Origin of the sequence: Falsirhodobacter sp. 1013, assembly GCF_051195255.1 — a bacterium.
GTDB lineage: Bacteria > Pseudomonadota > Alphaproteobacteria > Rhodobacterales > Rhodobacteraceae > Falsirhodobacter.
This window is the reverse complement of record NZ_JBNJLK010000020.1, coordinates 1-26,078: the sequence shown is the minus strand read 5'-3', so window position 1 is coordinate 26,078 and position 26,078 is coordinate 1. Positions and strand designations below refer to the sequence as shown.

The window sequence follows — 26,078 nt, the reverse complement described above, 5'->3', positions numbered from 1 at the left end:
CATGACCTTGACCATCCGCAACGCCCGCATCGTCGACGGCACGGCAGACCGTCCGTCCGATCCCTGCGATATCATCATCGAGAACGGCCGCATCCGCGAGATTGCGGCCGCAGGCTCCGCCACCACCGGCGACAGCATCGACGCGGCGGGCCATGTGGTGATGCCCGGACTGATCGACTGCCATGTCCACGTCATCGCCTCCACGGCGGATCTGGGGCGCAATGCCCACCTGCCCAATTCGCTGGTCGCGGCGGAATCGGGCGCGATCATGCGGGCGATGCTGATGCGCGGCTTCACCACGGTCCGGGATCTGGGCGGCGCGGATATCGGCCTCGTGCAGGCGGTGGAGCGGGGTTTGTTCACAGGGCCGCGCCTCGTGATCTGCGGCAAGGCGCTTAGCCAGACGGGCGGGCACACGGATTATCGGGGGCCGTATTCCAACCGCGATGTCGGCTGGTATGCAGATCGGCTGGGATCGTTGGGCCGGATCGTGGACGGGGTCGATGCCTGCCGCCGCGCCGCCCGAGAGGAGCTGAAATCCGGCGCCCAGTTCATCAAGATCATGGCCGATGGCGGCGTCTCCTCCCCCAGTGATCCGATCGGATACCAGGCCTTTTCACGAGAGGAGATCACCGCCATCGTGGAGGTGGCCAAGGGGGCCGGAACCTATGTCTCGGCGCATCTTTATGACGATGCGGCGATCAACCGTGCGCTGGATTGTGGGGTCGAATGTGTGGAGCACGGCAACCTCGTGTCGGCATCGACTGCACGGCGGATCGCGAAGATGGGCGCGGTCGTGGTGCCAACGACCGTGACCTATGACGTTCTGGGCAGCGAGGGCCCGGCGTACGGCCTGCCCCCCGAATCCGTGGCCAAGGTGGAGGATGTCCGTAGCGCCGGATTAGAGGCTTTGTCGCATCTCCATGCGGCAGGCGTCACCACAGGGTTCGGCACCGATCTTCTGGGGGGCATGATGCCCCACCAATCGCGGGAATTCGAGCTGCGGGGCCGTTACCTTCCCGCGCAGGACGTGATCCGTTCGGCCACGCTGGATGCGGCAAAGGTGCTGCGGATGGAAGGGCAGGTCGGTCAGCTGGTGGCGGGCGCTCATGCCGACCTGATCTTCGTAAAGGGCGATCCCTTGCAGGATCTGACGCTTCTGGGCGATCAGGGGGCGCATATCCCGCTAATCCTGAAGGGCGGCACGGTCGTGAAACGCGACGCCCACATCTGATCCGGCGCTCAGGGCGAGCGGGGCAGGAGCCCTGCCGCCCGTGCCGCCGCCAGAATGCGTTTCCATTCTGCCAGAAGGCGCTGGTCCTGCCCGGGTTCGGTGTCGAAGCTGCGATGCACCGCGATGCCCCGCATCAGGCACAGGTTGATCTGGATGAAGTCTTTCGTGTGGTCATCGTCGGCGGGCAGGCCCAGCATTTCGGCCAGCAAGCGGTCGCGCAACGTCGTCCAGCGCGACATCTCCTGCCGCAGTCCGATGCCCAGATCGTCATCCATCCGTGCAGCCAGCATCATCTCCAGCGAGGCGATGTAGCGGCCGGTATGGAACAGCTTTGCCCACAGAACATCGACGAGGTCCTCGATCTCCAACCGCGGAAGATCGCCGGCGGGTGTGAAGGGCCAGCCCTGTTCCCATGTATCAATCAGGTAGCGGAAAGCCGCGATGATCAGGTCGTTGCGCGACGGAAACTGGTGGGTCAGCGCCCCGCGGGACACGTTCGCACGCCGCGCGACATCCTGCGTGGACATCTTTTCGTATCCAAGCTCGTTCAGCGCATCCAGCGTGGCTTCGCACAGCCGCATCCGCGTTTCTTCCGACCGCTCGGCCTGCGTGCGTCGCTTTGGGGGGGGCTGAATGTCCACCACATGCTCCTTCTTGTCCGCTTCCCAGATAGATTGTCACCGAACGCCTAACAAGCGAACAAACCGACCTGTTTTATTTGTCGCATCCATCACGACGCTTGACAGACATGAACAAACGGGCAGGAATGTTTCTAAATAAGATGTCACATAAACGCGACCCGATGGGAGAGACTTGATGATCCGCCTACTCACCACCGCCTCCGTGCTGCTTGGCCTTGGGGCCGCGTCAGCGTCGGCCCAGACCGATTTCATCGCCAACGTGTTCTATGACGCCAGCAGCCCGCTGGCTGAATACACCTATGTCGAGTGGGCCGATCTGGTGAAGGAGCTGTCGGAGGGCGATCTGAACCCGCAGGTCTATACCGGCACCGTTCTGCTGGCGCCGCGCGCGAACCTGCAGGCGACACAGGACAACGTCGTTCAGGTCGCGCACCAGACGGCGGTGTATACCCCGTCGGAAATGCCTGTCGCGAATGCCGTGCAGGAACTGGGCTTCAACTATTCCGATCAGGTGGTCGCCCTTCTGGCAGCTGCCGACTTTTCCATGCACAACCCCGTGCAACTGAAGGAATGGTCGGATTTGGGTCTCGTCTATCTTGGGGCCTATGCCACGCCGCCCTATGTCCTGTTCTGCCGCGAACCCGTGCGCAACCTTGCCGAACTGCAGGGCAAGCGTATCCGCACCGCCGGCTCCACCGTATCCGCATGGGTGGAACAGGCCGGCGGCGTTCCCGTCAACGTCCCGTCCAGCGAGATGTATACGGGGCTGGAGCGTGGAACCCTCGACTGCGCGTCGAATGCCCCCAACGATCTAATCGACCGTTCCCTTTGGGAAGTGGCCAAGCACACGACGCTGGTGCCGACCGGAATGTATTGGGCCGGTCCGATGTGGGGATACAACGCCGATTTCTGGGCCGATCTATCCGTGAAGGATCGTGGCACCCTGATGGAGGCCAGCGCCCGTTCGATGGTGCGCCTGGCCATCGGCTACAACGCCTCGGCCGAGGCGGCGTTGGTCAGCGCAAAGGAAAAGGGCAACACCATCTACGAGCCGGAACAGGACCTGTCGGATTCGGTCGCGGCCTTCCGCGAACAGGCGCTGGTCAACGTGTATGACCTGGCCACCAGCAAATACGGAATTGTGGACTCCAAGACGCTGATCGACGATTTCCGCGCCGCCATGGACAAATGGCAGACGCTTCTCGCAACCGTCGACCGTCAGGACGAGGATGCGCTGACCGCCCTTGCGATGCAGGAAATCTATGCCGACCTCGACCCGTCGAGCTATGGCGTGAACTGAGGAACGGGGCACGCCCCCACGGGCGTGCTGATCTTCGAAAGGTGGGATATCGCATATGATCGAGCGTGTGGCCAATGGGCTGAACCGCGCATTCCTCGTGATTGCTGCCGTGTTCATGGTGCTGATGATGCTGCAGATCACGCTAGACGTCGTGATGCGGGCAATGTGGAACACAACACTCGTCGGAACGCTGGAATTCGTGTCCTATTACGACATGGTGGGGCTGGTGTTCCTGTCCCTCGGCTATGTGGAATTGCGGCATGAAAACATCCGCGTGGACCTGTTCGCGCAGATGATGCCGCAACCCGTGCAGCTTGCCCTGTATCTTCTGTCCTGCATTCTGGGGATCGTCTTCTTCGGCATGCTGGGCTGGCAAACGCTGGAAGATGCGATCGGTGCCGCGGCGCGTCGCGAAACGGCCATGGCCAATTTCGTCTTTCACATCTGGCCTGCCAGATGGGCCTTGCCGCTCGGCTTTCTTGGTCTGCTTGTGGCGCTGCTTTGCAATTTCACCCGTGCCGTCGCCGCACGCCGCGCGTTTTGAGGGTCTGACGTGAGCCAACTTGAAATCGGTGTTCTCTACACGGTCCTGGCCCTCGTGCTTATCGGACTGCGGATGCCCATCGGGCTGTCGCTCGGTTGCGTGGCGGTGGCGGGCCTGGCGCATATGTTCAACCTCGATGTGGCATGGGGGATGATCTCGGCCACGCCGTTCGACTATGTCGGGCAATGGGAACTGTCCGCCGCACCGATGTTCCTGCTGATGGGCTTTATCTGTTCCAAAACGGAAATGACGCGAGGGCTGTTCATCGCCCTGCGGGTCTGGCTCGCCCGTCTGCCGGGTGGTCTGGCCGTGGCATCGGTCGCCGCCTGCGCCTTTTTCGCGGCGGCGGCGGGATCGTCCACCGCAACGGCGTCGGCCATGTCGCGCATCGCGGTTCCGGAAATGCTGAAAAACGGCTATAATCGCGGCCTTGCCACCGGCACCATCGCGGCGTCCGGCACGCTCGGTTCCCTGATTCCGCCTTCGGTGCTGCTGATCCTGTACGGCGTGTATGCCGAGGTGTCGGTGGGCCAGCTGTTCATGGCGGGTTTCCTGCCGGGCATCCTGTCCGCGCTGATCTACATGGCGATGATCGTCGTGAGGGTGAAGATCAACCCCAGCCTTGGCGGCGGCGCGGTGGTGGAGGTCAGCGCGGAGGAGCGTCGGCAGGCCTATCGCGAGATCTGGCCGCTGCCGGTGCTGATCCTGTCCGTTCTGGGCGGCATCTTCGGTGGCATTTTCTCCCCCACCGAAGCGGGGGCGATCGGGGCCTTCGTGGCCATCTTGATCGCGACCGTGCAGCGCCGCATGACGATGGCGCGGCTGCTGGATGCAATCGTGCAGGCCATCATCGCCACGGGATCCATCTTCATCATCCTGATCGGGTCACTGTTCTTCACCCGGTTTCTGGCGCTGTCGGGGCTACCTGCCGCCTTTGCCGACCTTATCCTTTCCGTCAGCAGTGAGCCGTGGTGGATCCTTCTGGCGGTGACCGTCATCTACCTCATCCTCGGGATGCTGATCGACAGCATCGGATTGTTGCTGCTGACGATCCCGCTGATCCTGCCCTTGGTGAACGAGGCGGGGATGGACCCCGTCTGGTTCGGCATCATCGTCATCAAACTGCTGGAGATCGGTCTTGTGACGCCGCCCGTCGGGCTGAACGTCTACATGATCAAAAGCGCGCTCGGGAACGAGGTCACGTTGAAGGAAGTCTTCCGGGGGGTGGGATGGTTCGTGGTGATGGACTTCGTGACGCTTTTGCTGCTGATCCTCGTTCCCGCAATCACGCTCTGGTTGCCGACCATGGCTTACCGTTGACGTTACATTATCGTACAAGATTCGCCAAAATGAGCTACTCCCCGATCATTGGACAGCTTTCCGGCTGATTTAAACTACTGCCTGTGCCTGCTGATCGGTTTCGATGCTGATGAAATAGACCACGGCGGGCGGCTGCCCCCCATGGGCGGCGTGGGGCCGCTTGTGATTGTAGAAGGTGATCCAGTGGCCGATGGCAGCCTTGGCCTGCGATCCTGTTTCCCAAGCGTGCAGGTAGACGCATTCATACTTCAGCGATCTCCACAGACGCTCGATGAAGACGTTGTCGATGCAGCGCCCTTTTCCGTCCATGGAGATCCGGGTGCCGACGCGCTTCAGCCTGTCGGTCCAAGCGAAGGATGTGAACTGCGAACCCTGATCCGTGTTCATGATCTCGGGCACGCCGAAGCGGTGGATGGCCTCGTTCAGCGCCTCGACGCAGAAGTCGGCCTCCAGCGTGTTCGATATCCGCCAGGCCAGAACCTTGCGCGTGAACCAGTCCATGATGGCCACCAGATAGAGGAAGCCCGGCGCATCGGCAGATAGGTGATGTCGGCGCACCAGACCTGACCCGGACGATCCACCCGCAGCCCGCCCAGCAGGTAGGGATAGGTCTTGTGGCCCTTTCTCGGCTTGCTGGTGTTGGGCTTCTGGTAGATCGGGAGTGAGGAGGATCAGGAAACACTCCGGGGAACTGTTTTCCCGACGAACGCGCATGAGCCGCCTCAGCCGCTGGATGCGCTTCTGGTTCACGCCGTGTCCGTCTTCGGGCTTACGCGGCCCCACTGGGGCCACGGCCCCTGCGACTTCTGCAGATGCCACGTCATCTGACGGACGCCATAGAAGGGGGTATCCAGGAACTGCCGGTCGATCAGCTGCATCAGCCGAGGTTCTGTTCCATCTCACCGGCCGGCTCGTGGTAGAACGACGAACGTGAAATCGACAGCAGGCGGCACTGCGCCCCGATCGACAATGCAGGGTGATCCCGCTCGATCATCCCGCGCCTCACTTGCCAATCCACGGCTTGAGCTTTCGTGACAAAAAATCGTTGGCGACAGCCAAAGATCCCCTCAGGGTCGAACGCATACCTCCGTAATTGCAACAATATCATTCTAACCATCGCCCCAATAAAGGAAAAAAAATCCTGCCTATTGGTCTGGTGCCCGAACACCATTTCTAAAATTCAAACCGGTTTGACACCCTGCAACCTTGGCGTGTACCAAACCCGCAAGATACGGAAATATATAACTATATTGGCAGTTATTCCTTCCCCAAAACGGGGTGGAGATTAAGGTACGACGAGGGAAAGGTGCTATTCGGCAATGCTATTCGACCTTTCGTCCGGAGAGGCGGGACGCTGCGCTACCAGCCCTTTGTGGCAAAAGACGGGCGCATCCATTGGCAGGTTTTCGGCATCGCGCCGAACGGTCATGAACTTCCGGTCTGTGTGGTCCGAACCGGGGAGGCGCGCATCCTCAAAACCATCGGCGCGGTTCTCAACTTCCACCAGGACTACTTCCCCCTCGCGACCGAGCTTTGTGTCGGCATTCTTCCTTTGGAAGAAGGGCAGGGGCTTCGCGGCGATGACGTTGAAGACTGATGATACGGGCCCAGGCGACAGAACCGTTGTCTCTATGTCTGTCGTTTCGCTGATGCTGTCCCCCATTCTTGGGCGCATCCTATGAGCCGCCCCATCCTCATCCTCGCTACGCTGTGCCTGACCGTTGGCGCTGCCTCGGCCGATGTGTTCGAGTTCCTGCCCGACGGGACCATGGTGCAGCGTGGCCTTCCGGAAGTGAGCGCCGCACCGGGTCCGGCTGTCTCGCGCCGGTCCACGGCGGTTCCTGCCAGCCGCGCTCAATATCGGGCGCTGGCCGAAGACGTCGCGCTGGCCCATGCAGGCGGCCCCGGCCCCCGTGCGGCGGGCCTCGATGCGCTGACCTTCCAGCGGGTGTTCGTCGCATTGGTCCGTCAGGAAAGCGGCTTCAATCCTCGGGCCGTCAGCCCCGTGGGCGCGCAAGGTCTGGGCCAGCTCATGCCCGCGACCGCTCGCCAGCTCGGGGTCACGGATGCCTTCGACCCCCATCAGAACCTGAACGGAGCGGCCCGCTACTTCGCGCAGCAGCTGGCCCGCTTCAAGGACGTGCGCCTTGCACTGGCGGCCTACAACGCCGGTCCGCATCGCGTCGAACACTACGGTGGCATTCCGCCGTTCCCGGAAACGCGGAACTATGTCGCCTCCATCACTGCCGCGACGGGGCTTCACGTTCCGGCCGCAGACCCTGCTTCCGTAACTCCTGTTGCGGAGGTTTTGACCCCCTCCCCAGACACACAAAGGAGTATCTCCGTATGGCAGTATTGACCCGGTACGGGCGGTTCATCGCTCTGGCCTTTGCCACGCTCATCGCCCTATCCCTGCCTGCACTGGCGCAGGATCTGTCGCCGGTGAACACCATGCTTGGCAACATCGGCAACGCCCTGACGGGGGCCACAGGCCGCGCCCTTGGCCTGGTCGCTCTGGCCGGAGTGGGCATCGCCTTTCTGATCGGGCGCATGAACTGGATGCTGGCCATCTCCGTCGTCTTGGGCCTCGCCATCCTGTTTGGTGCCGGCACCATGCTTGACGGCTTCGCCTGACCCCTCATGTCGGAACCTTGCTTCAAGGCCCTGACCCGGCCCGTCTCGATGGCGGGCCTCCCCATCACCTACCTCGCCCTGCTGTTCGGTCTGGTGGTGGGCGGCTTCATCGCCACGCTGTCCTTCCTCTGGTTCCTGGGCAGCGCGGTGGCGGGATACGCAGTTCTGCGTCTGGTGGCGAATTACGATCCGCGGATTGTTGAAATCGTCTTCATATCCCTCGCCAGAACACCTCTGCCGCCCTCGTGGTTCAAAGGAAAAGGGATCATCTACCGTGCTTGATCTGCAACGCGGCCTCGGCCGGAAAGCCCTGGAACCGCAGGGCATCACCCGCGAGCATATGCTGGCCCAACACCTTCCCTACATCACGCCCGTGGGCGATGATGTGGTGATGCTGCGCGACGGCGACGTGATGGGCAGCTTCACCGTGCGCGGCCTTGAGGCCGCCACCGCCGAAGCCGCGTTGATCGACGACGTGAAAGCCGCCATGGAAAACGCCGTCGCGCAGATGGGCCCCGATGTGGCGCTCTACATCCATCGGGTGTCCATGGAAACGCAGCCCCAACTTCCGCCCGTCCAGGGCGACGGCTTTGCAGTCGAAGTGGACCGCGTGTGGCAGCGCCACATCGCCCGCGACGGATTGCGTGAGCGCACGATCATGGTCACGGTCTGCCTGCGCCCGCGCAAGCTGACCTCGCTCTGGTCCAAGATCAGCGGCGGCGGCAAGACCGATCTGCGCGGACTGCGGGACCGCCGTATCGCGCGGCTCAACGAAATCATTGCCTTCATGATGCAGGTTCTGCGGCCTGTCGGCCCGCGCCGTCTGACGGTTGGTGGTGGGCAGTGGCTTGGCCTGCTTCGCACCTGTGTCACGGGCCAGTATGCGCCTCTTACGCCGGGATCGAGCTTCGAGCCGCTGTCGAACCTGATGGCCGGATCGCGGGTCGATTTCCGTGGCGACACCTTCACGGTGTTCGGCACTGACAGCGAAGATACCCGTTATGGCGCGATCTTCGGCATGAAGGGCTATCCGTCCGAGACGATGGCGGGGATCTTCGACCGCTTCGACATGGCGGCGGATATGGTCGTCACGCACAGCTTCACCCCGATGGATCTGGTCACGGCAACAGGGCGCTTGCAGCGCACCATCCGCCAGATGCGCGCCGCCGACGATGCCGCACTCAGCCTCCAAGCGCAGCTCGTGGAGGCCAGCGACCAGCTCGCGTCGGGACGGATCGTGTTCGGGCATCATCTGGTGACGATCATGGCCGTCGCGGAAAGCCGCGCCGAACTGGACGACATAGCGGCCTCGATCCGCTCGGCCGGACAACGGGCCGGGGCGGTGATCGTGCGCGAGGACATAAACGCCCGCACGGCCTATTTCGCGCAGCATCCGGGCAATTACGGCTACCGCTCCCGCGCCAGCATGACCAGCTCGCGCAACTTCGCCAGCTTCGCCTCCCTGCATGCGGCGGGCATCGGCGTGGAAGAAGGGCGCGAACCGTGGGGCGTTCCGCTCACGATCCTGCCCACGGTGTCGGGCGAACCCTACCGCTTCAACTTCCATGCGGCGGGTGCGCAAGGGGAGCGCACGGTCGGGCACAGCCTGACCATCGGGCGCACGGGCACGGGCAAGTCCGTGGGCATCGCGTTCCTTGCGGCACAGGTGCAGCGCGCGAACCCGCGCATCATCGCATTCGACAAGGACAACGGGTTGGAAATGCCGCTCCGCGCCTTGGGCGGAAGCTATGCGCCCGTCCGCATGGGCGAGGTCACAGATTTTAATCCCTTTGCCGCGGAAACCGACGAACGGGGCCGCGCATGGCTGACCGACTGGCTGTCGGCCCTGCTGGAACAGAACGGACCGCCCCTGACGGCGGAGCAAAGTGAATCCCTGTCCCGTGCGGTGACTGCGAACGCGGAGTCCGATGCGGCCCTGCAGAACGTCATGCACTTCCGGTCGCAGCTTCTCAGCGTCGATGACGGCGGCGATCTCTACACCCGCATGGGGGTCTGGGACACCGATGGGCAATATGGATGGGTGTTCGGCGGCATGGCGGCAGACCCCGTGCACTTCGACCAGGCGGTAACGGGCTTTGATCTGACGGAAATCCTCGATGTGTCATCCGTCCGGACGGCGTGGCTGTCCTATGTGTTCCGCCGCATCGAGCGCACGGTGGAAGACGGACGCCCCACGCTGCTGATCCTCGATGAAGCGTGGAAGCTGCTGGATGATCCGTATTTCGAGGCCCGGTTGAAGGACTGGATGCTGACGATGCGGAAGAAAAACGTGGCCGTGGTCATGCTGACGCAACGCGTGTCGCACATCGCGGAAAGCCGCGCGGGTAACTCGATCCTCGAATCCGTCAACACCACCATCGTATTCCCGAACCGCCGCAATACGGCGGAGGAACTGGCTCCGCTGAACCTCTCGGACAGCGAGGAGGCGTTCCTAATGAACACGGGCGGTGCCAGTCGCGCGGCTCTGGTCCGCAATGGTGACACCAGCACGGTCGTGGACCTCGACCTGTCCGCCCTCGGTCCACTTTTGCGCGTCCTTGCGGGTGGCAAGGGCGACGACATGTCGCCCGCGAACTGGCGCGACAATCCTGATTTCTGGAAGGAGATGTGACGATGACACGGCCCCTGCGCCTTGTGGCCCTTCTCGGCCTTTCCCTGATCCTCGGCGCTTGCGCCAACTACACCAGCCGCACGTCGCCCTGCGCCTGCGACTGGCAACCGCTCAACGCTCAGACGGAGGTGATCGTATGATCCGCGGTCTTCGCTCCACCGCCCTTGCGGGTGTTCTGTCACTGGCGACCATCACCAGCGCCACAGCGCAAGGCGTGCCGACCGAAGATCTCCGCTCCATCGCCAACGCGATCCAGCAACTCGATCAGATGAAGCAGGATTATGAAAACCAGCTTCAGCAGCTTGCCGCCATGACGGGCGGGCGCGGGATCAGCGACATTCTCAACAGCGTCACCGACCAAGAAACGCGCGAAGCGGCGGAAAGCCTGTCTTCGATCATGGATGGTGCAATCGGCGGCTCGAACATCGGCGGCAATTCCTCTGTCCTGACGGACCGGATTGCTGATCTGAAAGAGACTTTTGCCCTTCCGAACCTCGACACATTCCTGAACTCGGACCTGCCGCAAGACCGCGCCATCGCCACGCAGGCCGGTGCGGGCATGGTCGCAATGGCGACGGCCGAGGACACCTACACGCGGTCGAACGCGGCCATGGGGCGGGTGAACACGCTGATCGACCGGATCGATAGCAACGCGGACATGAAGGCCAGCGTGGACTTCAACTCGCGGATGCTGGCCGAAGTCGCCGTGCTTCTGAATGAAAACCTGCGCGTTCAGGCCAGCATCGCGAACGCGATGGGCAGCGATGCTCTGACCGCTGCACGAGACCGCGCCTCGCAGCGCAACTTCTTGCAAGGCACGAACGGAGGAGAATGACCATGAATCTAATGAAAACCGCCCTGATCGTCGCCTTAACGACGCTGAACGTGACCGGAACCGCACAGGCGAAGGATCTTCCCAAATGGGTTTGTGATGGCGGTGGAAGCGGTGAACCTCAAAAAATCCGCGAACTCGCTCACAACAATGGCATGGTCAACGTCCTCAGCCACTATCGCGACCGATGGGATGCTGATTTCGCGCGGGCACAGTGTGACGCGGCTGCGGCCGGTGAACCCGCCTACATCGGTTGCATGATCGGACATCGCGATTGGGATGCGATTGCCGCCATGGTGCCCAGCGAACTTTGGGGTTTGGATAACAAAGGCATCCGCCCGCATCTGCTGAAACTCCAAGATGAAGGCACAGGCTACCGCGACTCCCTGAACCACTGCCGCGAACTCGGCGTAAGCCGATAGGAGCAACCGATGGCGACCTACATTCAAACCACATTGGATAGCATAGACAACGCGATCCTCGGATACACGGAGTCCGTGTTTGCAGATTTTGGGGGAGCCATCGCAACCACCTGTCAGCTCATGGGCCTTGTTGCGCTGGCATTTATGGCTGCCAACTCCGTCATGCAGTTGGTGCCCGTCAGATATTCCGACTACCTGAAATGGGGCGTGCGTTTCGTCGTCGTCACAATGATCGCAACCTCGTGGCAGCAATTTCACCCTATCTACAACATCGTCACTGACGTGCCGGGAAACCTCGGCGCATCCTTCCTGCAAGCGACGAGCGCCACCAACATGAACGAGGCGCTGGATGAGATGATCACCAGCCTTTTCGAATTTTCGGATCGTGCAGCGGACGAAAGCGGCATGTTCTCGATCTCGCTGACCTCCGTGCTGATCTGGGTTCTGGGCGCACTTTTGGCGGTGGTCGCGATCATCATCATGTCTCTCGCGAAGGTCGGGCTCGCCATGGCAATCGCACTCGCCCCCATCTTTGTGCCCTGCCTCTTGTTCAAAGCCACGAGCAATCTCTTCGAGTCCTGGGTCAAGTTTACGCTTGGCTTCGCCATGATCCCGCTGGTGACGGCGGGCGTCATGGGGGCGATCGTCGGCATCGGAACGAACCTTATTAGAGAGGCAGATGGCGCGACGGAACTATCCGAAGCCGCTGGCTTCCTGATTGTCTCGGCGGCGGGCATATGGCTCATGGCGCAGGTGCCGACGCTGGTGAACAGTCTTGCGGGCACGATCACCGCGACGGCGACCGGCCTGAAGTCCATGCAGGACACGGCGGGAAGTGCCGCCAAGATGGCAGCTTCCGTCGCAGCCCCCTATGCGGCCGGCGCGATGGCGATGGCGCAAGCCGCCGCCGCTCCGGCTGCGGGCCAAAGCCGGATCGCGGCGGCCATGGAAGAACGCCAAAGCATGAAGGATGCGGGCAAGCGCAACGTCGAGCTGACCGGCATCCGCAATGCCGAACGGGGCCACAAATCCAGCTTTGGGGAACGGCGCGAGGCCGATTGGGCCGCGCGCATGGAGCAGCATCGCGAGAACAAGCGGTTCCGTCAGCAGCAGCGGGGCGTGGACAGCGCCGCGCATGTGGACCGCACGTCGCAAATGCTGAACCGTAAAACCAAAAAGCCCGGCTCCTAAGCCGCCCGACTTATCCACCTGAATGACATTCCTGCGCGGACCGATTCCGCGCCGCACGAGGACTCTGCCCGATGTTCAAGAGAAAGACAGCCTCCGCGCCCTCTCCCGCGCCTGTCACCCCGTCCGTTGCCACGGCGTTCGAGGATGAAGTGTTCTTCACCCTGCGCCGTCAGCGCAACATCGGGGCGGCCTTCGGCGTGGCGGGCATGGGCATTGGCCTCGTCGCGGTGATCGCGCTGGCGATGGTGATGCCGCTCAAGGAAATGCGCCCCTATGTCGTGATGGTGGACCGCACCACGGGGGAAAGCGAACAGGTCGTGGCGACACGTCCCACCAGCCTGTCGGATCAGGAAGCGGTGCGGGAGGCGGAACTGGTGCGCTACGTCACCGACCGCGAAACCTATGACGTGTCCGACAACAGCGAACGCATTCCGCAGGTGAATGCCACGTCGGACGGACAGGCCGCCGCTTCGCTGCGGGCGCTGTGGAACTCGGGCAACGACCAGTATCCGCCGAACCTCTACGGGACGGCGATGCTGATCACCGTCGCCGTCCGGTCGATCTCGCTTCTGGACGATGACACGGCACAGGTGCGGTTCACCCGCACCTACGAGCGTGTAGGCCAGACGCCCACGACGCGGGATTTCGTGGCGACGATCACCTTCCAATTCCGGCCGCGCACGGAAACGTCGCTGCAACAGGTCTGGGCCAACCCGCTCGGCTTCACCGTCACCAACTACCGCGTCGATGCGGAAACCCTGAACGCGAGGGGGAACTGACATGAAACGGCTTGCCACGCTTGCCGCTGCGGCGCTGATCGCCAGCATGGGGGCCGCCCTTGCGGAAACCACCCCGCGCGCCTATTCGGCCGATCCCCGCATCCGCTACTACACCTACAGCGAACATGACGTGTACCGCCTCGACGTCTATATGCGCTTCATCACCTCGATCCAGTTTGCCTCCGGCGAGAACATCGAGTCCGTGCAGGTGGGCGACAGCGCCTCCTGGCAGATCGTGCGCCTGAACCGGGGCGACGTGTTGTCGGTGAAGCCGCTCGTCCAGGGCGCTTACACCAACATGACCGTCTACACGGATCGCCGCGTCTACACCTTCGAATTGAACGCGAAAACCGCCCAGGCCGGATCGAACAGTCCGAGCTACCGGATCAGCTTCAACTATCCCGGCGAAGCGGCCCGCGCACGTCAGCAACAGGCGGCGGTGGCGGCACGTCCGAAGGACTACAACTACTTCGTGGCGGGCAAATCGACCAGCATCCGGCCCATTCAGGTCTACGATGATGGGGTGAAAACCACCTTCCGGTTCGCGCCGAACGCGCCCCGCCCCGGCATCTTCGCGGCGAACGCGGACGGGCAGGAAGCCATCGTGAACGTGCAGCAGACCAGCGAAGGGTTCGTGGTCAACCGCACGTCCGACCGCTGGACGCTGCGGATCGGGGATGAGGAATTGTGCATCGCCAGTGGCGAAGTGGTCAAAACCGTTCGGGGCGGCCGTCAGGCGCAACCGGCCAACAGCAATCAGGTGGTGATCCAATGACCGACCAAGACAACCACATCCCCAATGATGCTGAAAACGAGGATCGGCCGCGCCTGCGCCCCGATCCGGAAAATGACCGTGAAGCTCGTATTTCGGCCCGTAGCTCCGAGTTCGACGGGGGCGGTCCCGGCAACATGGTCAAGATCCTCGTCGGTGGTCTCGTTGGCATTATTATCCTCATTCTGGCCCTGATGCTGATCGCGCCTCAGCAGATGGCAAGCCTCTTCGGCGGTGGGCGCACCTCCGAGGCGCAGGACATGCAATCGACCAGTTCAGGCGATACCGGCCTGTCTACGGAAATCACCGAACGGGAAACAAACCTTGATACGGACGTGCCGGATACGGCACTGCCCGAGGGCGAAACAGCCGTGCCGACTGGCAACAGCGCGTTGGCCGACGCCGAACGGCGGCGGCTGGCGGAGCTGGAAGCGCGGCTGAAGGCCATGGAAGAAGGACGTGGCGAAATCACCCGCGATCTTCTGGAACAACAGGCGGCGGATCTTCGCGAACAGTTCGAGCGCGAACGCCAACTTGCAGAAGAAGCCTATCAGCGTCAGCTTCAGGACGCGATTGCCGCGCAGGGGATGGACGGCGAAGCCGATGCCCGCCAGCGTCTGGAAGAAGAGCGCGCCCGCCTCAACGCGATCAACGAGGCGCAGGTGTCATCGGATCTTCTGGTGCTGGACAGTTCCGGTCAGGTGACGGGCGGCGGGGCCAGCGGGGCCGGTGAACGCAAGCTGTCCACCCACGAGCAATTCATGGCCTCGGCGTCGACCGCCAGCTACGACACGGTGCGGGCCACCCGGATTGCCGCGCCGGATCGGACCATCGTGCAGGGCACGACGCTGGAAGCCGTCCTGGAAACGGCGATCAGCACGGAGCTTCCGGGCGTGATCCGCGCGTCGATCACCCATGATGTGTATTCCTATGACGGATCAACCGTCCTTCTGCCGCGCGGCACCCGCCTGATTGGCAGCTACAATTCGGACGTGTCTATTGCTATGAGCCGCGCACAGCTTGCATGGAACCGCGCGATCACGCCGGACGGACGCAGCGTGGAACTCGGCGGCTACGGTGCGGACCAATTGGGCATGTCGGGGCAGACCGGCTTTGTGGATACGCGCTTTGGCGAACGCTTCGGCTCGGCCTTCCTGATCTCGATGCTGGCAATCACGCCGCACGTCATCGTGGACGACAGCGCGGGCGAAAACACGCAAGAGCTTGCCGAAGACGTGGGCGAGGATCTGGAAAATACGACGCAGAGCGTGATGAACGATTACCTGTCCTTGCCGCCCGTCATCTACATCGACCAGGGCACGACGATGACCGTGTTCGTCAATCGCGATCTGGTGTTTTGATGACGGGACAGATGGCACAGTCCCCTGTGATGGTTCCGGCCAGCCATGCCGAACAGGGGCTTGCGCCATTGCGCGAGCTTCTGACCTCGGACGATGTGAACGAAGTGGTGATCAATCCGGACGGCGGGATCTGGATCGAACGCTCGGGCAGCGTTCATATGATCCGGTGGGAAGGCTCTTTGCCGGAAACGCGGATCAAGCCGCTCGGCGGCCATCTGGCAGGGGAAACCGGCAACCAGCTCGGCGCGAAGCATCCTGTCGTGTCAGGGCGGGTCGTCCTGTTCGGCCAGACGATGCGGGTTCAGGTGATCGTGCCGCCCGCCATCGAAAAGGGCGTCTCCGTCTCGATCCGCAAATATGTGAGTCGCGTCCTCGATGTGCAGGAAGTCGGGTTTCTTGACGGCGGGCAGGTCGATGTGGACGCGCTGCGGCGCGACCGCCTCAAGATGCTGACTGACATGGCGCAGGCGGGCGATCTGGAAAACCTGTTCCGCATGGCGATCCGCGACAAGCTGAACATTCTGGTATCGGGTGGCACGTCCTCGGGCAAGACGACGCTGGCGCGGGCGCTTCTGGCGATCAGCGATCACGGCGAACGCATGGTGACAATCGAAGATGCGCCAGAACTACACTTGCCGCACCCGAACGCGGTGGCGCTGGTAGCGGAACGGCGGGCCGGATCGGAACGCTCCCCCGCCCTTCTGCTTGAATCCGCGCTGCGGATGCGGCCGGATCGGTTGATCCTCGGGGAAATCCGCGGTGTCGAAGCTCTAAACTTTCTGGAAGCGATCAACACGGGGCATCCGGGGTCGATCAGCACGATCCATGCCGACAGTCCAGTTCTCGCGCTGGAACGGCTGGCGATGATGGTCATGCGGGCGGGATTGAACCAGACACGGCAAGACGTGCTGGACTACGCCCGCCAGACGGTCGATCTGATTGTGCAGGTCGGCAGGCGGGGCGGAAAGCGCGGTGTCCTTCAGGTCTACATGCCAGCCCTTGCACAGTAAAAAACGCCCCCGAAAGAGGGCGTTGTCTTTTAATCTTATCGCTTGGCGTTTTCCTGCGAAGCCGCATCCAGCGCGGCATTCAGGTCAACGACGTTGCTTGGACCCGAAACAGACGTTGCCTTATCTGCTTTTACAGTCGGGCTTGATGCGACCTCGGCTGTTCCTCCGTCACGCCGGAGGTTGGCATTTTGCGCGTGGCCCATGGCGTTGTCCAATTCATCCAGACTCATCATAACAAAACGCTGCTTGTCCGTGACCGCGTTAAGAGACTGCACCGTTGGTTCCTCCGCCTGTTCCTCGGAGGTCTGCTCGGGTGTGGGTTCGGACGGGGTGTTGTCCGCGACAGGCACAGGCTCGGGTTCGCGAACGTCCGGCGCAGCCGGCTCACTTTCTTCGACGGAAGTTTCAGAAACGGTCGTTGGTGCCGGCGCAGCTTCTGCGGCGGAGGGCGTCGCATCCTCAAGTGGATAGAGTGGCATTGAGGTCAAGGTCGGCGGAGCTGGCGGCGGATCATCCGGTGCAATGGGGTCCGCGTCCAGTGCAGGCGGCGGATCGTTGTAAAGCGATGGCGGCTGCGGATGCGGGCCGGTCTGGCTCTGGTAGATCTTCTTCAGATAGCGGTCGCGATAGTATTCCACGCGATCCGCCGTGATGGGCGGCATCCCCTGCACCAGAACCACGATCTTGTTCTTGGGCAGCATCCGCACCTGTTCGGCACGCAAAAGGCGTGCGCCTTCTTCCCGCTCTTGCCAGTTGCTCCCCATTTCGTTCGTGCGCCAAGACTTGCTGCGGCTCTTGCGCGTTTCATCCCCGATGGCTCGCGAGATATATTCGGGCGTGTCCTCGTCAGCCGGAGCCATGAACAGTTGCAGACGGCAGTTGGCGAGGAAGCCCGATGCGCCTTCTTTACCGTAAAGGTCGCGCAGGCTGGCGATGCTCTGCACCACCAGCATGACGCGGCCCCCGAAGCCGCGCAGTGTCGTGATGGCAGTCGCCAGCACGTCCATGCGGCCCAAGGATACAAACTCGTCCAGGAGCAACAGAACCGGAAACTTCTCGTCCTTCTGCGGCATCGAGGCTTGAAGCATGGCGATGGTCTGCTGGAACATCAGGCGGATCAGAGGTGCCAACGGCACAAGGTCGTTGGGCGAGACGATGATGAAGATCGAGGCCGGATCGCGGCGCAGGTCGTGGATGCCGAAGTCGGAAACGGCGGTCGCGTCCCGCACGGCCGGATCGGCCCAGAGGCCAAGGCCGCCGTCCGACAAGACGGACAGGTAGGAACTCAAAATACGGCTTTCCATGCCCGCCATGCGGTTGAAGATCGTTTTGGCCTCCGTGCTATCCACCTCGGCCGCCAGACGGCGAAACACATCTGCGGCTTCCCCCGGCGTAGCATAAAAGGCGTCATAGACAGCGGCGATGGTGGGGGTGCCGCGCTGAATGGCGAGGATGGCCCCTGCGGCGAACACGTCGCGCGAGCCTTCCAAGAACCCTTCACCGTTCCCCTTGGCGATGATGAGGCTGGCGGCCAGCCGTCGCGCTTCGGTGAAGCGGCGGCGTTCGCGGGCGCTGACCACATACATGAGAGGGTTGTAGCGGTGCGTTTGCCCATGGTCGTCATAGGGGGCAAATTTGAACACGCGGTCGCCAAGCTCTTCACGGCGGCGGGCGGTCAGGTCGTAGTTCTCGCCCTTCACGTCCAGACAAAACACGGAGCCTTTGTAGGTCAGGAGCGTGGGCACCACGATCCCGATGCCCTTACCGGAGCCGGTGGGGGCTGCAATGAGGCTGTGGGGGATTTCCTCGGTGCCGGGGCGCGTGGACAGAAACTCGCCACGGCTGCTCGGGCCTCCCATCTTTCCATAGATCGGACCAAGGATATTGGCGGGGGTGGCAAGAAGGTCCGCGCGCTTCAAGTCTGCTTTTGTAGACCAACGGGCGGTGCCGTGGCTGCTCAGCGGCTTCTTGAAACCGATGGCGGGCACAAGCACCGTCAGCGCGGCCATGACGCCAAGGCCGATGTAGAGGGCCATGCGGAAGGGTTCGCCAAAATAGCCGCGCGTCCAAGGTGCAAAGTCGAAAACGCGCAGCACCTCGATGTTGGCGAGATCCCCGCCTGTCTGCCACGTCACGTATCCGCTGGCGGCAACGATGCCCAACAAGGCCCCAAGAAGAAGCCCGCCACCGGCGAGCTTTGCAATTTCGGTTGTCTGTGCCATGCGCCGCCCTTTTACAGCCCGTGGCCGCTGTCGCGGTCCTTGCCCTTGGCCTGTCGCGCGGCAATGTCGCGTTCGGCCTCGGCCATGCGTTCCGCACGGTCAGCCAGCTTCTTCTCCTCGGCGGTCAATGCACGGGGCCGCGGCGTCGGTGTCGGGGCCGCGTCCTGTGTCCTACCCTCTGTGCTGTCCGTGGCACGTTGAGCGTGACGGGCGGCAATCTCGCGCTCGGCCTGTGCCATGCGCTCGGCGCGGTCCAGTTGCGCCGCCTCGCGCAACAGTTCGTTCGTGCGTTCAACGGGGATGAGGCGATCATTCGGGCGAACGTAGCCCTCGGGCGGGCGCACAATATCTGTCGCCTGATCCCATGCGGCGGAGGCAACGGCGGCATAGGCGGAGGATTTCGCGGCAAAGGACCGGAACGCAGCCTTGGCGTTTTTTACCTGCTCCTGGCCCTGCGCCCGCGCGTCCGGAGAGTCGGAATAGCCATAGTTGAAATCGGTCTTGGTGAAGCGATCCCGCAAGATGCGGATCAACGTCATGTCCACTTCGCCGGAGCGATCGACACTCACAGGTGTGCGGTCGGCCTGCGGCTGGCGATCGTCGGCTTTGAAAACAGCATGGATCTGTTCGGGGGACAGGCTGCGCTTGTCCGCCGCAACATATCCGGCAGGCGGGTTGGCGTTGCCCGATGCTTCATCCCATGCCGCCGATGCGACGGCCGCATGATCCGGGGACCGGCTGGCGAACGTGCCAAAGGCTTCCCCTGCGGCAGCGACCTGGGCGCGACCGCGACGGTAATCTTCGCCGGAGTCCGAATTCTGGTGCGTCCAATCCACGGCGCGGAACTGGTCGTGCAACTCCCCGACGTCCTTTACCGAGATTTCAACCGATGCGCCCGTGGCCCGCTCGTTGGCTTCGCGGTAGACGCGCTGGATGTCCCGATGTGTCTGGGCCAGCGTGGCATCACGCTGCGATGGGGTTTCCTCGGCCTCGCCGCGCTGACTGCGGGACACTTCGCGTTCCTGCGCCTCGGAGGCGGCATATTGCTGTGCCAGCCCACGCGACGGAGCCTCGCCGGAATAGCGAGCCACCATAGCATCGCCATTGAGGCCAGCCCGTTCGGCAAGCAGCTTCACTACGCGGTCGGCTTCGGCCTTGATTTCGGAATGATGCGGGCCGAAGGCTTCCTCACGCATCCCCTGATACCGCCCGTCCAGTGAAGGTTGCACATAAGCGCGCAACGCATCCCGCTCGGGCATCGACGGCGCGGCTTCCGCCTTCAGTTCAGCCACCTGACGCTCGAAACGCACACGATCCGCGCCGTGGGGAATGCCGGAAACACGGGCGTCCAGCACATCGAAATTGTCGCGCACAGTCGTGCGCGCCTGCTCAAGACGTTCGGCCATAGGGGAAATATCCTTGTGGGTCAGGGTCGTTTTGTCGTGATGGTCGGGGGTGATCTCCATGCCCTGCGCCAGCCGTTCGGAAGCGGCGCGCAACAGGTCGGAGAAACCCGGATTGGTCGCCCGCAAGGCGTTGGCATCCGCTTCCAAGCGACGGGCATGATGGACCAGAGCGGCAGCGGCGCGAATGGCGCTTTCCTCGGTATGGACGGGGGCAACGGCGGGACGGCGCTCGGCCTGCGCCCGACGATACTCCGCGTCCGGCACGGCCCGCTGGTGAACACCACGGGTCAGGCGCGGTGTGGCCTCAAGGTTGACGCCATGCTCGGCCGCCACGCGCACATGCACGTCGCGGAAGGTCTGGTAGTTGAACTCGCTGCGCTTGGAAACGGCCAACCACGTTCCGTTATCCATTCCCCGCCGATGCACGATGACGTGGATATGCGGGTGATCCTTGTCGGTATGGAATGCCGTGTAATAGTCGAAACGGTCGCCCCCGAAGTTTCCGGAGCCGAACATTTCCTGCGCCCACGCCCGCCCCGAGGCTTCGGCGGCGGCGGGGTCGGTATTGATCGGAAAGCTGACCACAAAATGCGACGTGCGGTCGGCCTTTCCGCCTTCCGTGGGCATCTGCCAGCCACGCGCCATCGCAGCGGCTTCTTCGGCGTCGATCTCGACGCCCATGTATTCCTCCGAACGGCGAAGGGGCAGATCATCCTGACGGCTCAGGTAATCCATTTGCGCCATCAAGCCCCGCGCCGTGGATGCGCCTCCGCCCTTCACCATCTTGACGACGGATTGCGGATTGATGGCGGGCAGTATCTGGGGCGAATAGGCAGCACCACCAGGTGCCACGTCTCTGTCATGGGCGGCTTTCAAGGCCACCTGCATTTGCAGCATCCGGCCGCCGCGCCCCAGCTTCACCTCGGCCCAATCCTCGCCCATGACCGCATCCAGCGCCGAATAATGGCGCGGGGCTGTGCGAGCATTTGCCAGAAGATCGGGAACGTGGATGCTCACTTTTGGGTCGCTTTCTTCAATCGCTCCGCCCCGTCAGACCGTCTCTTGTCGATGTCGAAAAGGGCCTGAAGGTAGGACTGCACTCGCGAAAGCTCCTTCCCGAGACGCTGCCGCTCTTCCATGAAGGCGATGAAATCCGGGTCTGTGGTGCGGTTCGCGGCCTTGGCGATCTGGTTCACGTTGACGGCGATGCCCCGAAGCTGGCGGGAAATGTCCGCCAGATGGGCGACGGAGGCCGCATCTTCTTCCAGAAAACCGCCCACCTGACGGGCCATGATCCGCAGGGCGCGGTTCCGTTTGATCCCCAAAGCGTCGATCTGGAGGTCGAACTCGGCCAACTCGTCCTCCGTCAATTTCACGGAAATGGTCTTGGTCACGACCGCTTTGGACGTGACGGCATCGGGGTCCGTCCACTGCCCGCCGATCATCCGGCGCTTCTTCCACGGCTTTTTTGGCGTTTGGTCATCGCTCATTGCGGGGGCCTCGGGTGGGGTGGGTTTCGATACTTATGGCACAAGGTTCTACCTGTGCATATATCCTGCCATTCACTCAAACCCACCCATAGGATGAAACTTGCTGACGCAGGAAGCTCCGCTTTAGCCGCCACCTTCGGCGGCTTCTTCCGTTACGGGATAGTGCTGAGAGCCACGGAGAGGGGGCTGGAGGCGCGACAAGGGGGCATCCGGTGGGGGTGGGCAATCAACGCCAGATGCGACACTGCAGGGGCGCATACACGCGCTGCGCGACGGGTGGGCTTTCAAGTCAGGACTATCTTTTGGGCGTAACGACATAAACGACATTTCAGCATACCGCCATATCACCACAACACGCCGAAATCACAACGGCGGTAATACACAACGTCATTTCCTCAGATCAGTGCTTTAAGCATAAAAGCATAAGGTCACGGATGGATAACGGCGTTAAACGATAAGGTCATTATGACGCTTAGGCATTGGCGCATAAGTACGTAACATGATTGACGCACAACGCTGTAATGTGCTAACGCCATAACAACACACCGACACATAGGCGCATCGTGCTAACGTCACTCATGCACTTCATGTTATCGGCACAACATGGCAGCTTGAATCGCGAGGCCCATCATGAAGTTCGTCACATTCGCATCCTTCAAAGGCGGAGCCGGTAAGACCACAGCTTTGATGGCTTGCGCTTCGGCCTTCCTGACGCGCGGGAAAAAAGTCGCCTTGTTCGAGGCGGACAACAACGATCCGTTGAGGACGTGGCGGGACAATGCCCGCGAAATCGGAACATGGGATGAAGCGGTCGGCATCTTCGATGCCTATGACGAAAAAACGCTGGAAACGTCCTATGAAGCTGCCACCGGCCAAGGCTTCGAATATGCGCTTCTGGATTCTCGTGGCGGCGATTCAGAGCTGAACACCACGGCGATCTTGAACGCGAACATGGTCCTGATCCCCACGTCATTGACGCCCATCGACATTGAGTTTGTGATCCGGACACTGCGGTTTGCCGTTCACGCGATGAAAGAGGCAGATGTGACGGTTCCCGTCGCCTGCCTGCTCACGCAGGTGCCGAATGCCAGCAAGCAGAAGGCTTCGGAAAAGCAGAGCATCGAGATTTTGAGCAAGTTGCCCACAATGACGGCGCAGCTTGCCGAACGCGGTGCGTTCGCGGACCTGTTCGCCAACGGCCTGCTGCATCTTCACCATGCAGCACTTCTCGGAAACCCTGCCAAGAAAATCGCCGCATCGCATACGGACGTTGCATTGAAAGAGGCGCAAGCCTTGGCCGACGAAATCATGGAAGCGGTTGCGGAAGAAAGGGCGGCATGATGGCGGGGTTCAAGAAATACACTGTCGATCACGAGGCGCTGTTCAACGATGTTCGTTCGAACCGTTATGCCAAGGACAAAGCGCCGGAACCGGCGAAGGCCGAAGGCCAGCCGGTAGAAGATGGACCGAAACCGGATGAACGGCCACCGATGACCCCTGCGGTCGAGGCGCAAAATCAAGACACGGCACCGCCCGTTGAGAAAACGGATACGCCCGCGCCTTCCTCTGCCGAACCCGCCAGTGCGTCTGCCAAGCCAGCCGCTAAGGGTGCCGCGAAAGAAACGGAAACTGTGCAGGTCCGGGTCAGGGTGCGTTTTCCCGCGTCCGGCGTGTCTCCGAAGTATGACGCCTTGGCGGCGCAACTCGGGGAGGATGATGCCTTTCGCGCGGTGTTTCGGGCGGCGTTCGAAAATTACCGCAATCGGTTGGACGAAGGCAAAATGCCCGAAGGGCCGAAATCCTATCCAATGGGCAAGGAAACCCATCGCAGCACCAAGGTCATGACCGTGCGTCAGTTCAAAGTCGTCACCGACGCTTTGGACCCTGACGGGCTGACGGCACCCGCCACATTGGGCCGAATCATAGCGGAACGGGCCTTGGCTTTGTTCTTCGATAAGGAAGCCAAAACGGCCTGATAGGGCAGGGGGACGATGACGGGTATTCATGTTAGTCGCCTCGCAGCGGCCAAAGCTCTCGTGTATGCCGCCCATGCCTGCCATCCGGAGGATCGGGAACAGGCCCTTATCTCGATCCTTTGCAAGCTGTGGGAACAGCCGGACGTCGATGCCTTCACGCATGAGCATCTGGATCAAGCGGCGGCGCTTTGGGCCACGACCGCGACGGATTGCGTTCTGGACGCCTACTTGAAGGCGCTGACGGCGGAGCGGGCACGCCGCGCCATGGGCGCGGCGGCGGTGGCTGAACCGGAACACAAACCAGACGTGAAAGCGCCAAAGCCGGAACCGGCTGCGCCGCCCTGCGCTTCCACACCGAAACCGAAAGAGTCGTGGCCGCGTGCGAAGGACCGGCCCGCCGTGGAAGGTGCGGAAACAGCCATGTGCAATCTTTACCGCCACACGCGACCGCAAGAGGCGCTGCGCGGGATCTTCCGTGGCTTGCCCGTTGAGGATCGGTTGGGCAACCTGCCTGCACAGGAACGGATTTATCCCAACGAGCTTGCACCCGTCCTGCGCCATACAAACGGAGAAGGGCAGGGGCTGGAACTGGTAATGGCGCGGTGGGGCCTGCCAAGCCCTAAGCAATTCCATTCCAAGAACGGCATCGACAAGGGCGTGACCAACATCCGCAATACGGAGTCGCCGCACTGGCGACGGTGGCTCAATCCGCGGTTCCGCTGCCTCGTTCCACTGACCGCATTTTCCGAGCCGGTTTACGGCGAAGGAAAAGCATGGTTCACGCCCGCCGATGATCGACCGGCTTTTTTCGCGGGGCTGCATGTCCCGCAATGGACCTCGATCCGAAAGCTGAAGGACGGGGAAACCACCGATGATCTTTATGCTTTCCTGACCACCGAACCTAACGCGGAAGTGGCAAAGGTGCACCCCAAGGCGATGCCGGTCATTCTGACCGACCCCGACGAATGGGACGCATGGCTGCATGAACCGTGGAGCGTGGTGCAGGAGCTGCAACGTCCGTTGCCGGACGGTGCGCTGTCGATGGAGCTTGTGGCGGCATAGCCGCCAAAAGATTCCCGGTTTTCCAAGGCCGCACGGCCGATCATGGCGTAATTGAACGGCCTATCAAATGGCGAAGGTCAATGGAGCCTTGTGGGAAACCGATGGAAAGTGCCGCGCAGCGGCCCCGGCGCGGGTAGCGCCGGTTCAGCCGGGGTCGGTTCCTAAACCGGCCACGGCTGAACAACCAGAGCCACACAACGCTCAACTCGCTACAAGGGGCGGGATATGGAACGGGCGGTGCATCCGTCCACAATAAGCATTCAACATCCGCGCACAGTCTTTGTGCGCTAGCAAAAGGACCCGCCTCTAGGCGGGTCTTGCTGTGAACGGGGTCGGGGTCAGTGTTCCCAATGCTCGCGGGTGTATTTCCGGCCCATGATGGTAATGCGGGCCTTGTCATCAATGGGGATCAGGTCGCGGGTCTGGACGTCGCCCGCCTCGGTGATCGCATAGACGCTGCATGTCACGTCATCGGTCGAAAACCACGGCACCTGAAACCGCCAGTTGCCACGCCCTCCTTCGCGGCTCTGAAAATATCCATGCCAGTTCCGGCATTCGTAATTGCCTGCCCACCAGATTGCGCCATGCGCGGCTTTGGTGATCGTGTCGGGAAAAAGATCGTCCATCGGTTCACCTCCGATTTGCAAGGCAGGGGGCGCTTTGGCCCCCTGCCTGTCGCGCTTAGGCGGCCTTCAGTTCGGCCATGCGCTCGGTGAGCATCCACAAGGCGCGGTTCAGGTTGCGGTTTTGGTCGATGCCCGCGACCTCGCGCACGCTGCGGCGGCGCATGTAGCCCTTATCGTCGCGAACGTATCCGGTCATGCCGCCCTTGATCGTGTTTTCCTGCACCACGTTGAACGCGGTCCAAAGGTCGGTTGCGCGGTCTGCGGTGCGGCGTGGGCGGATGAAGCTCTCGGCCGATACGGGCGCGGCCTTGCCGCCGTTCTCGTGCGCGGCGGGGAAGCGCAGGCTGTGCGCGGCTTCGGCCAGGATCGCGCGTTCCTCGTCCTGCAAGGTGATCGCGCGAAACTCCTGCACACGCTCGGCAATCTGCGGGGCATCTTGCAGAACGCGATATGCGCCTTCGATGACTTCGCCAATGGCGTTGCCCGAATGCCTCACTTTCACTTCGCTGAAGGTTTCGCCTGCCATCAGGCCATTGGAACAGACGAAGCGGAACTATGTCCGGAGCCGGACTATGTCCCGCGAGTGCAAATTCTCGCCGGGTGGTGCACATGGTCGTAGCTTGG

25 protein-coding genes and 2 pseudogenes are annotated in these 26,078 nt (G+C 62.2%); 20 read left to right on the top strand and 7 right to left on the bottom strand.

Going from position 1 to position 26,078, the window contains the following annotated elements:
* The first annotated feature begins 1 nt into the window (after nucleotide 1).
* On the top strand, nucleotides 2–1,234 hold the full coding sequence (locus tag ACSHZY_RS16995; protein ID WP_435171170.1) for an amidohydrolase family protein: 1,233 nt from the start codon (nucleotides 2–4) through the stop codon (nucleotides 1,232–1,234).
* An 8-nt stretch (nucleotides 1,235–1,242) separates the two neighbouring features.
* On the opposite strand, the gene ACSHZY_RS16990 is transcribed toward ACSHZY_RS16995, so the two are convergent.
* Nucleotides 1,243–1,875, bottom strand: a complete 633-nt coding sequence (locus ACSHZY_RS16990) for a TetR/AcrR family transcriptional regulator (RefSeq protein ID WP_435171168.1) — start codon at nucleotides 1,873–1,875, stop codon at nucleotides 1,243–1,245.
* A gap of 175 nt (nucleotides 1,876–2,050) precedes the next feature.
* On the opposite strand from ACSHZY_RS16990, the gene ACSHZY_RS16985 reads away from it, so the two are divergent.
* Genes ACSHZY_RS16985 through ACSHZY_RS16975 form a run of 3 tightly spaced genes read left to right on the top strand, consistent with a single transcriptional unit; the run spans nucleotide 2,051 to nucleotide 5,039 of the window.
* On the top strand, nucleotides 2,051–3,175 hold the full coding sequence (locus ACSHZY_RS16985; protein ID WP_435171166.1) for a C4-dicarboxylate TRAP transporter substrate-binding protein: 1,125 nt from the start codon (nucleotides 2,051–2,053) through the stop codon (nucleotides 3,173–3,175).
* A 55-nt stretch (nucleotides 3,176–3,230) separates the two neighbouring features.
* Nucleotides 3,231–3,719 carry a TRAP transporter small permease gene (locus tag ACSHZY_RS16980; protein ID WP_435171163.1) on the top strand — a complete coding sequence of 163 codons (489 nt, stop codon included), beginning with the start codon at nucleotides 3,231–3,233 and terminating at the stop codon, nucleotides 3,717–3,719.
* Nucleotides 3,720–3,728: 9 nt separating this feature from the next.
* Nucleotides 3,729–5,039, top strand: coding sequence for a TRAP transporter large permease (locus ACSHZY_RS16975; protein ID WP_435171160.1), 1,311 nt, complete (start codon nucleotides 3,729–3,731; stop codon nucleotides 5,037–5,039).
* Nucleotides 5,040–5,108: 69 nt separating this feature from the next.
* Here the strand turns inward: ACSHZY_RS16975 and ACSHZY_RS16970 are convergent.
* Nucleotides 5,109–5,920: pseudogene (locus ACSHZY_RS16970) on the bottom strand (IS3 family transposase); the annotation flags it as partial.
* Nucleotides 5,921–6,345: 425 nt separating this feature from the next.
* Between ACSHZY_RS16970 and ACSHZY_RS16965 the strand changes: the two are divergent.
* The 13 genes from ACSHZY_RS16965 (at nucleotide 6,346) to virB11 (ending at nucleotide 16,672) form a co-directional block, all read left to right on the top strand.
* Nucleotides 6,346–6,636, top strand: coding sequence for a hypothetical protein (locus tag ACSHZY_RS16965; protein WP_435171158.1), 291 nt, complete (start codon nucleotides 6,346–6,348; stop codon nucleotides 6,634–6,636).
* Between the two features lie 81 nt (nucleotides 6,637–6,717).
* Nucleotides 6,718–7,398 carry a lytic transglycosylase domain-containing protein gene (locus ACSHZY_RS16960; RefSeq protein ID WP_435171155.1) on the top strand — a complete coding sequence of 227 codons (681 nt, stop codon included), beginning with the start codon at nucleotides 6,718–6,720 and terminating at the stop codon, nucleotides 7,396–7,398.
* Nucleotides 7,386–7,673 carry a TrbC/VirB2 family protein gene (locus ACSHZY_RS16955; RefSeq protein WP_435171153.1) on the top strand — a complete coding sequence of 96 codons (288 nt, stop codon included), beginning with the start codon at nucleotides 7,386–7,388 and terminating at the stop codon, nucleotides 7,671–7,673. The genes ACSHZY_RS16960 and ACSHZY_RS16955 overlap by 13 nt, the downstream gene beginning before the upstream one ends.
* A 6-nt stretch (nucleotides 7,674–7,679) precedes the next feature.
* Entirely contained in the window at nucleotides 7,680–7,955 is a 276-nt protein-coding gene (locus ACSHZY_RS16950; protein ID WP_435171152.1) for a VirB3 family type IV secretion system protein, read from the top strand.
* On the top strand, nucleotides 7,948–10,305 hold the full coding sequence (locus ACSHZY_RS16945) for a hypothetical protein (RefSeq protein WP_435171151.1): 2,358 nt from the start codon (nucleotides 7,948–7,950) through the stop codon (nucleotides 10,303–10,305). Before ACSHZY_RS16950 ends, ACSHZY_RS16945 begins: the two co-directional genes overlap by 8 nt.
* 2 nt (nucleotides 10,306–10,307) lie before the next feature.
* The gene (locus tag ACSHZY_RS16940; protein WP_435171149.1) at nucleotides 10,308–10,445 is read left to right on the top strand and encodes a hypothetical protein; all 138 of its coding nucleotides are present in this window, start codon (nucleotides 10,308–10,310) and stop codon (nucleotides 10,443–10,445) included.
* A complete protein-coding gene (locus ACSHZY_RS16935) occupies nucleotides 10,442–11,140 on the top strand; it encodes a type IV secretion system protein (RefSeq protein ID WP_435171147.1) in 699 nt (232 codons plus the stop codon). The genes ACSHZY_RS16940 and ACSHZY_RS16935 overlap by 4 nt, the downstream gene beginning before the upstream one ends.
* A complete protein-coding gene (locus tag ACSHZY_RS16930) occupies nucleotides 11,137–11,559 on the top strand; it encodes a hypothetical protein (RefSeq protein ID WP_435171146.1) in 423 nt (140 codons plus the stop codon). The genes ACSHZY_RS16935 and ACSHZY_RS16930 overlap by 4 nt, the downstream gene beginning before the upstream one ends.
* Before the next feature lie 9 nt (nucleotides 11,560–11,568).
* Nucleotides 11,569–12,750, top strand: coding sequence for a type IV secretion system protein (locus ACSHZY_RS16925; protein ID WP_435171144.1), 1,182 nt, complete (start codon nucleotides 11,569–11,571; stop codon nucleotides 12,748–12,750).
* Nucleotides 12,751–12,821: 71 nt separating this feature from the next.
* On the top strand, nucleotides 12,822–13,529 hold the full coding sequence (locus ACSHZY_RS16920; RefSeq protein ID WP_435171142.1) for a virB8 family protein: 708 nt from the start codon (nucleotides 12,822–12,824) through the stop codon (nucleotides 13,527–13,529).
* Nucleotide 13,530: 1 nt separating this feature from the next.
* The gene (locus ACSHZY_RS16915) at nucleotides 13,531–14,304 is read left to right on the top strand and encodes a TrbG/VirB9 family P-type conjugative transfer protein (protein WP_435171141.1); all 774 of its coding nucleotides are present in this window, start codon (nucleotides 13,531–13,533) and stop codon (nucleotides 14,302–14,304) included.
* Complete coding sequence (locus tag ACSHZY_RS16910; RefSeq protein WP_435171139.1) at nucleotides 14,301–15,662, top strand: TrbI/VirB10 family protein; 1,362 nt, start codon at nucleotides 14,301–14,303, stop codon at nucleotides 15,660–15,662. Before ACSHZY_RS16915 ends, ACSHZY_RS16910 begins: the two co-directional genes overlap by 4 nt.
* An 11-nt stretch (nucleotides 15,663–15,673) precedes the next feature.
* Nucleotides 15,674–16,672 (top strand): P-type DNA transfer ATPase VirB11, encoded by a 999-nt coding sequence (gene virB11 / locus ACSHZY_RS16905; RefSeq protein ID WP_435171138.1) that lies wholly within the window; start codon nucleotides 15,674–15,676, stop codon nucleotides 16,670–16,672.
* A 35-nt stretch (nucleotides 16,673–16,707) separates the two neighbouring features.
* Here the strand turns inward: virB11 and virD4 are convergent, their stop codons facing one another.
* The 3 genes from virD4 to ACSHZY_RS16890 are packed head-to-tail and all read right to left on the bottom strand — an operon-like array spanning nucleotide 16,708 to nucleotide 21,790.
* The gene (virD4, locus tag ACSHZY_RS16900) at nucleotides 16,708–18,894 is read right to left on the bottom strand and encodes a type IV secretion system ATPase VirD4 (protein ID WP_435171136.1); all 2,187 of its coding nucleotides are present in this window, start codon (nucleotides 18,892–18,894) and stop codon (nucleotides 16,708–16,710) included.
* Between the two features lie 11 nt (nucleotides 18,895–18,905).
* Nucleotides 18,906–21,317, bottom strand: coding sequence for a relaxase/mobilization nuclease domain-containing protein (locus ACSHZY_RS16895; RefSeq protein ID WP_435171134.1), 2,412 nt, complete (start codon nucleotides 21,315–21,317; stop codon nucleotides 18,906–18,908).
* On the bottom strand, nucleotides 21,314–21,790 hold the full coding sequence (locus tag ACSHZY_RS16890) for a DNA mobilization endonuclease VirD1/MobC family subunit (protein ID WP_435171133.1): 477 nt from the start codon (nucleotides 21,788–21,790) through the stop codon (nucleotides 21,314–21,316). The genes ACSHZY_RS16895 and ACSHZY_RS16890 overlap by 4 nt, the downstream gene beginning before the upstream one ends.
* A 630-nt stretch (nucleotides 21,791–22,420) precedes the next feature.
* Here ACSHZY_RS16890 and ACSHZY_RS16885 point away from each other — a divergent pair.
* From ACSHZY_RS16885 to ACSHZY_RS16875, 3 genes are read left to right on the top strand one after another with little or no spacing between them, the layout of a single operon-like run.
* Nucleotides 22,421–23,131: a hypothetical protein gene (locus ACSHZY_RS16885; protein WP_435171131.1), complete on the top strand. Its 711-nt coding sequence runs from the start codon at nucleotides 22,421–22,423 to the stop codon at nucleotides 23,129–23,131.
* On the top strand, nucleotides 23,128–23,766 hold the full coding sequence (locus ACSHZY_RS16880) for a VirC2 family conjugal transfer protein (RefSeq protein ID WP_435171128.1): 639 nt from the start codon (nucleotides 23,128–23,130) through the stop codon (nucleotides 23,764–23,766). The genes ACSHZY_RS16885 and ACSHZY_RS16880 overlap by 4 nt, the downstream gene beginning before the upstream one ends.
* A gap of 15 nt (nucleotides 23,767–23,781) precedes the next feature.
* Nucleotides 23,782–24,828: an SOS response-associated peptidase gene (locus ACSHZY_RS16875; protein WP_435171126.1), complete on the top strand. Its 1,047-nt coding sequence runs from the start codon at nucleotides 23,782–23,784 to the stop codon at nucleotides 24,826–24,828.
* A 338-nt stretch (nucleotides 24,829–25,166) separates the two neighbouring features.
* On the opposite strand, the gene ACSHZY_RS16870 is transcribed toward ACSHZY_RS16875, so the two are convergent.
* Both ACSHZY_RS16870 and ACSHZY_RS16865 read right to left on the bottom strand, forming a co-directional pair.
* The gene (locus tag ACSHZY_RS16870; protein WP_435171123.1) at nucleotides 25,167–25,454 is read right to left on the bottom strand and encodes a hypothetical protein; all 288 of its coding nucleotides are present in this window, start codon (nucleotides 25,452–25,454) and stop codon (nucleotides 25,167–25,169) included.
* Between the two features lie 55 nt (nucleotides 25,455–25,509).
* A pseudogene (locus tag ACSHZY_RS16865) lies at nucleotides 25,510–25,995 on the bottom strand (DUF932 domain-containing protein); the annotation flags it as partial.
* Nucleotides 25,996–26,078: the final 83 nt, after the last annotated feature.

Bases quoted from the DNA above. Each gene is read 5' to 3' on its own strand.
- ACSHZY_RS16995 (WP_435171170.1), top strand. From the start codon at position 2: ATGACCTTGACCATCCGCAACGCCCGCATCGTCGACGGCACGGCAGAC.
- ACSHZY_RS16985 (WP_435171166.1), top strand. From the start codon at position 2,051: ATGATCCGCCTACTCACCACCGCCTCCGTGCTGCTTGGCCTTGGGGCC.
- ACSHZY_RS16980 (WP_435171163.1), top strand. From the start codon at position 3,231: ATGATCGAGCGTGTGGCCAATGGGCTGAACCGCGCATTCCTCGTGATT.
- ACSHZY_RS16960 (WP_435171155.1), top strand. From the start codon at position 6,718: ATGAGCCGCCCCATCCTCATCCTCGCTACGCTGTGCCTGACCGTTGGC.
- ACSHZY_RS16955 (WP_435171153.1), top strand. From the start codon at position 7,386: ATGGCAGTATTGACCCGGTACGGGCGGTTCATCGCTCTGGCCTTTGCC.
- ACSHZY_RS16950 (WP_435171152.1), top strand. From the start codon at position 7,680: ATGTCGGAACCTTGCTTCAAGGCCCTGACCCGGCCCGTCTCGATGGCG.
- ACSHZY_RS16940 (WP_435171149.1), top strand. From the start codon at position 10,308: ATGACACGGCCCCTGCGCCTTGTGGCCCTTCTCGGCCTTTCCCTGATC.
- ACSHZY_RS16935 (WP_435171147.1), top strand. From the start codon at position 10,442: ATGATCCGCGGTCTTCGCTCCACCGCCCTTGCGGGTGTTCTGTCACTG.
- ACSHZY_RS16930 (WP_435171146.1), top strand. From the start codon at position 11,137: ATGACCATGAATCTAATGAAAACCGCCCTGATCGTCGCCTTAACGACG.
- ACSHZY_RS16925 (WP_435171144.1), top strand. From the start codon at position 11,569: ATGGCGACCTACATTCAAACCACATTGGATAGCATAGACAACGCGATC.
- ACSHZY_RS16920 (WP_435171142.1), top strand. From the start codon at position 12,822: ATGTTCAAGAGAAAGACAGCCTCCGCGCCCTCTCCCGCGCCTGTCACC.
- ACSHZY_RS16915 (WP_435171141.1), top strand. From the start codon at position 13,531: ATGAAACGGCTTGCCACGCTTGCCGCTGCGGCGCTGATCGCCAGCATG.
- ACSHZY_RS16910 (WP_435171139.1), top strand. From the start codon at position 14,301: ATGACCGACCAAGACAACCACATCCCCAATGATGCTGAAAACGAGGAT.
- virB11 (WP_435171138.1), top strand. From the start codon at position 15,674: ATGGCACAGTCCCCTGTGATGGTTCCGGCCAGCCATGCCGAACAGGGG.
- virD4 (WP_435171136.1), bottom strand. From the start codon at position 18,894: ATGGCACAGACAACCGAAATTGCAAAGCTCGCCGGTGGCGGGCTTCTT.
- ACSHZY_RS16890 (WP_435171133.1), bottom strand. From the start codon at position 21,790: ATGAGCGATGACCAAACGCCAAAAAAGCCGTGGAAGAAGCGCCGGATG.
- ACSHZY_RS16885 (WP_435171131.1), top strand. From the start codon at position 22,421: ATGAAGTTCGTCACATTCGCATCCTTCAAAGGCGGAGCCGGTAAGACC.
- ACSHZY_RS16880 (WP_435171128.1), top strand. From the start codon at position 23,128: ATGATGGCGGGGTTCAAGAAATACACTGTCGATCACGAGGCGCTGTTC.
- ACSHZY_RS16875 (WP_435171126.1), top strand. From the start codon at position 23,782: ATGACGGGTATTCATGTTAGTCGCCTCGCAGCGGCCAAAGCTCTCGTG.
- ACSHZY_RS16870 (WP_435171123.1), bottom strand. From the start codon at position 25,454: ATGGACGATCTTTTTCCCGACACGATCACCAAAGCCGCGCATGGCGCA.